Source organism: Streptococcus sp. 2106 (assembly GCF_013277315.1).
GTDB classification, from domain to species: domain Bacteria; phylum Bacillota; class Bacilli; order Lactobacillales; family Streptococcaceae; genus Streptococcus; species Streptococcus pseudopneumoniae.
Genome location: NZ_VMMS01000122.1, coordinates 1 through 4,944 on the forward strand (window position 1 = coordinate 1; position 4,944 = coordinate 4,944).

The following is a 4,944-nucleotide window of genomic DNA, read 5'->3' on the forward strand; positions in this document are numbered from 1 at the left end:
GAGGCTTATTTACCATGGACTAAAGTTGTACAAGAAAAGTGTAAATAAGAAATCTCCAGATTAGGAACTATCCGTGAGTTCTCTAGTCTGGAGATTTTTCAATATACTTCGTTATTGGGCGGTTACAAAAGAAAGGACGAAATGTATCCTTTCTCGAGCTTAGCTGACTTCAACCCACTACAGTTGACAAAGAGCCGAAATCTCCAGATTAGGAACTATCCGTGAGTTCCCTAGTCTGGAGATTTTTCAATATACTTCGCTATTGGACGGTTACGGTGCAACCAAGACACTTCCGAGTAACACCGAACCAACAATACATTTTATTTTCCGAATGGAAAATTTATCTTTTTTAATAATGACAATTCTAATTCTCTACATTCAATTTTTATTTCCTAATAGTAAACACTATTTTTTATTCTCAAAAATTGAACTTCTAAAATCATCGGTTTGGTCAAGATAGGCTTTAAAGATTGCTCTCTTCAACTTATGAACCGCACTATCATATTCTGGATTATAGTTATACCAAGAATAACGATTATCTTCTGCATCCTTACGAACAGCTTCATCCATTAATTTCTGTAATTCAGTCACGCTATTGATAGTTTTTGTTCCGCGAATATACCAAGGAATTGATGGATCCTTAAATGACACTGTATTTAATTGTCCAAACTTATCTTGGCGTTCTTTGTACATAGCTTTCTTGAATTCTGTCCAAGTTTTATATTGACCGTTAAATACCTTTTTCAAAACCAAGTCATCTGTCACCAATCCGCGTTCTTTACCATAAATAGTTATCTTTTTACCATTTTGTTTGGCTTCTTCTTCGTATTGGTTTGAGATATATGGTACCATACCATCTTTAAAGCCTTTAGCAGCTAGTAGTTCATAGGCTATACGACGTCCCATCAGGTCACCTGGTGTTCCTATATCACTACTTAATGCTGCATAAATTGGTGCAAATAACTTAATAGTGAAGTAGCCATTTCTTTCGTATTCTTTAGACTTGTATTCACGAGCTGAAAGGATGTTATTATCAATCAAACTCTCAAAGCTTGTCAGTTTTTTAGCATCTTCTACTGTCAAATCTTTGACTACATTTGTTGCGTAAACCTTATTTCCATCTTCACGATCTTCTACATACTTGTTCTCAATTTTTCTAAGAGCTTCCATTTTCTGATAATCAGTAAGTTTCTCTGTGATAGATTTACCTTCAAGATATTCTAGCATATAAATAACATCGAACATATTGTGGACGTAGTTCTGAAGATCTGTTGCGTCTTTAAATCTCGTAGTTGGATCGAGTATTTGTAATCGTTGTCCTTCTGTACTATCAGATTTTGAATGTTTCAAGATTGAGTTAATGGTAATGGTCGCATCATCTGGATGGTCTGGCGCTTGTAGCAATCCTTTGGCGAAGAACTCTGGTCCCAGTCCACTTCTTCTGCCATATCCACCTAGATAAATGTCCTGATCTGAATCGTGCGTCATTTCATGAGTATAAGTGATAGCTCCATCCTTATCCAACATACGATACCCCATATAATAAACGGCATCACCTGTGGCGTAAGCACCGTGTTCATTATGACCGACTTTATTTCCAACAGGTCCAAAGAAATGTTTCATAGCAGGATTTGGATCATCAAAATCTGCTACTTTTTTAGCCTTTCCTTCAGTATTATCATTTCCAAATTTATAGGCATCATAAAGCAAGATATTTCGATAAAGCTTTTCACGCCCTTTTTCATCTAGAATACGATACCAATAATCATAGTGATCTCGTTGACGCTCTGCTGTTTCGTGAGCACTCTTTTCAACAAACTTATTGAGCTTATCACCAGCCTTATAGTCACTATTGCGATAACGATCATAAGCACCAAATCCTAGACTAGAGATAGTCGAGATAACAAAGACTGATTTTTCTGGTAAGGTAAGTAGAGGCAGTACCATGTTACGGTATTTCCAGCTGTCGCTAGTGATTCGATCATAGACACCGATAGAGTACTTGCTACCAGCTTTTTCCTGGTTAGCCCTCACTTCTGGAATATTAGATTTTTCTTCAACGATATAAGCCTTGGTCTGTGATTTAAACCAGTCATTGTTAGTTTGAGTAGGTGCAAATGCTTTACGATAGCCTTCTAAAGCACTAAACAGGTCTTTTGTACCGTAGTTATTCGTCAGCAAGGCATTGTAAGTAACCACATTATTTTTTGCCAAGAGATTGTTGTAGCCAGATTTACCTAGTTCAATAATCGTATCAAGAGGAGAGGTATTTCCCTTACCAAAGAAATCCATATGGAACATAAGCAAATCTTTTGCGCTAGCCTTATCAAATTTGAAATCATACCAGCGTTCTAGATAGGTTAATCCTAGCATCAAGGCTTCTTTGTTTCGCTTGATTTTATCAACAATGTAATTGTCAATAGCACTATTATTTCCAGAAACAGCAGCATCAGCTGAAAGCAATTTTTTAAGAGTCTCAGTCAAGTGATCTTTTGTCTTAGTGAATTGCTCATCTAGATAGAGTTCTGTTAATTTAATATTATCAGAGATTCCTAACAAATTCTTAAGAGCAGTTGGATTATACTGTACTGTATTTAAGTCGTTTTTAACTCTGTCTATTATAGATGTGTAATCTTTTAGGAAAGCATTTGGTGTGTATACTAGACCTGTACTTCCAATAGTATACTCAGCCAGATTTGCAAAGTCATTATGGTAGGTTATGTTTACTTTCTCAGATGTTCCATCGTTGTAATGTAGTAATAAATGGTTGATAGAATTCTTGTTTGAAGTGATATCTGAGACTACTTCCTCATTTTTCATAGGGACAACAGATAACAGTTCTTTCTTATACAGGTTATGATCAGTTGATAATTGATTTCCATATTTCACAATGGTGTCTCTATTATAGAAAGGTAATAATTTTTCTATATTTTTATATGCAACTTTTCTTGTCTCCTGATAATGAGCTGCCTTGGTATAATCTACATCCTGTTTAGCAGAATTTGTGAAATCTTCCACTGTGACAGTGTGTTTTTTAGTAATCTTCTCTTTCTTAGCTTGAACTGCTGTTTTTTCAATCTCAGTACCACGTTCTACAGTGGAATCAACTGACATCACCTCATCATCAACTTGTTGAACATTGACTACTTTGTTTTCTTTATTACTATAGACATTTGTTTCCTTTATATTATTGAAGTGGTAACCAGAAATCGCATTCCCATTTGTAATATTCATATCGCTGAGAACATTATTCAAGTGGCCGGTATTATCATCTGTTCCACCTTCTTGCGTCCATAGGGAACCTGCAACTCCACCAACTCTAGCGAATGGTTTAGCATTATTTATTTCACCTTCAGTATAACTATTTTTTACAGTTGCATTATTTTCTACGATACCTGCAATTCCACCAATGGTTTGGTTAGAATATTCTGCATTACTTGAAATGGTTACTGTTGAAATAGAATGGTCTACTACAGAATTAGATCCAGTTAATTGTCCTACTAAGCCACCAATTGCATACTGAGAGGTTGTAACAAAGGTATTTGTTATTCTTCCAGTGAAGCTACTATTTCTTACTGTAGAATTATCAACTTTTTGGACAAGTCCTCCGATACCTAGCTCACCAGCAATGATTCCATTTACGTGAACGTTATCTAAAGTTGAAGAATTTGTGGCTTCCTTAGCAACTGATGCGACATGATTCTTACCAGAAATATTGACATCTTTCAAGGTGAGATCCTGAATAGTAGCATTATTTAATGTATTAAATAACGGCTTTTTCAAATTATAGATAGCATAATGTTTACCTTGATGACTACCAATCAATTTCCCTGTAAAGTTATTTGTAACATAACTTTCTTGGTTTTCATTTAACTCAAACTCGCGAGCATTCATTGTTGCACCAAGTGTGAATGTTCCACTTGGTCTACTATTCATATCAGTTATTAATTTTTTAAATGATGTGTAGATAGGGCCATCGTTTTGAACAACTTTTGGAAGATAATAAGTAAAATTGTCTTGATATTGATTGTCTACAGATTGCTTCAAGTGTTCCAAGCTAGCTGTAATTTTATAGACTGCTTTACCGTCCTTTATAGTGTCCTCAATATTTGAAACTGGAAGTAGTACATCTTTAAATTTAGCTGATTTCACCTTAATGAAATAAGCAGATTTATTATCTGGTACTTTATCCAAGCTTGTATGCTGTTTTGACCGATCTCCTTCATAACTATAGAGCTCCACATCAGAAACACTTCTTAGTTCTATTGTTTTCTCTTGAACTTCTACTTTTTTATCAGGTTCTACTTCATTTTCTTGTTTAATTTCTTCGTTTCCATTTGAATTGGCTGTGTTTGATTCGGTTGAAACATCCTCAGTTGAATTTCCTTTTGGTTGTTCTGGTTCTGTTTGTCCGCTCTCTGTTGTTGCATTACCAGAATTTTCAGGTTTTGTTGAAGTTTCGTCTTTTGACTCATCTTTACTTGTTGGTTGTCCATTCAAGGCTGCCGCTACTGCGACTAAGTCATTCTTAGCTTTCTCAACTTCTGCTTGACTTGCACCTTCTTTAGCTACTACAGCTTTCGCTGCCGCAAGTGCTTGATCGTAGGCAGTACGCTTAGCTTGGTCTGCATTCTGATACTTGTCAGATTCTTTCGTGCCAGATTCTTTACCAAGCTCGACATTCAAGGCAGACTTGTCGCTTGCCACTCCATCCAATTGACCTTTTGCATTCTCTACTGCTTGCTTAGCTGCATTCACCTCTGCTTGTGTAGCTCCTGCTTTTGCTAGAACTTTTTGAGCGGCTTCTAATGCTGCATCATAAGCTTTTTTCTTGTCTGCTGTTGCATTTTGATACTTAGCTGTCTCTTTGGTAGCTGTCGCATCTGTTGTTGCGGCTGTTCGTAATGGCTCTTTGTCAGTCCCTTGTCCATTCAAGGCTGCCGC

1 protein-coding gene is annotated in these 4,944 nt (G+C 36.2%); it reads right to left on the bottom strand.

The genetic code is table 11. The features are described 5' to 3' along the window. Nucleotides 1–405 precede the first annotated feature (405 nt). A partial coding sequence (locus HT723_RS10750) for a ZmpA/ZmpB/ZmpC family metallo-endopeptidase (protein ID WP_172935183.1) occupies nucleotides 406–4,944 on the bottom strand: 4,539 nt, incomplete at its 5' end.